General features: G+C 55.1%; 1 protein-coding gene. It reads left to right on the top strand.

What is annotated here, in order from left to right:
• Window positions 1-163 precede the first annotated feature (163 nt).
• Window positions 164-766 carry a hypothetical protein gene (locus tag AC1DWI_RS24795; RefSeq protein WP_477667904.1) on the top strand — a complete coding sequence of 201 codons (603 nt, stop codon included), beginning with the start codon at window positions 164-166 and terminating at the stop codon, window positions 764-766.
• Window positions 767-874: the final 108 nt, after the last annotated feature.

Raw genomic sequence — 874 nt, 5'->3', positions numbered from 1 at the left:
GGCAAAAAAGGAACGCAAGGCGGTTGCGGCCGCGCTGCGCATGAAAGAGTCTCAGGTTTTCCCGCTCAAGTTCACATTACGTGTTCTTCTGCAGGGCGAAGTTGCACCGCGCCGTGGTGAGTTCGCGTAGTCGCAGTGCGGCAAGCAACAAAACGTTCGCATCATGTCTGTTCTGGATCGACCATTCTTCAATCTGTCTGTGATCAAGGCACCGGTGGCCGAGGTTGCCCAGGCGTTTGATCGCTATCCGCCAATGCGGGTTCATGGCAGCCCAACCTCGTTTGTCTTGCCAGAACAGCCGTACACGGAAGACAAAGGCGCGCCGCCGCTCATTCTGTGGTCACCGGCTAACGCACCTGGGCTAACGGTTTTTATGCCTCACCTGTCTGCGGGAGATGGTTACGTACCAGCTTACGCGCAGTCGACGTTTCGCTTTGATGTAATTTCAATTCGAAGTACCGCTGATGATTGCCGGAAGGACGCCGTGAATGAATTTTCTGCTTATTCCCAAGGCGCTTTGTTGCGCTTTGTCCGTGTAATGAGTGACAACCCAGGTTGGGACTTCTATCAAAAGGGAGATCCTTTGTCCTTCGAAAACCTGGAAAAGTATCAGTTGCGATTAAAGCGGAAACGATTGCAGCGAGGCGATGTGCTTGCCTGCGTTGAATCCTGGGGAGCTCCAATCACATCGGCAATGTTCTGGCGCAGCGACTTTTCCGCTGTTACCTTCTTGCCGAAAGGGCCGGCCCCTTCGGCATTGGTCTGACATGACCACGAGAAACCAGCGCTACGCACACGCCGGGTTTGTCCGGGCTTGTCAACGGCGGGCCTGAATCAGGCTGTCCGTGCCCCCTCAGCCCCCTCTGGGATAATC

The organism is Polaromonas sp. P3_C2 (assembly GCF_056402675.1).
Note: the sequence above shows the minus strand (reverse complement) of the source record. Positions and strands in the feature narration are given on the sequence as shown.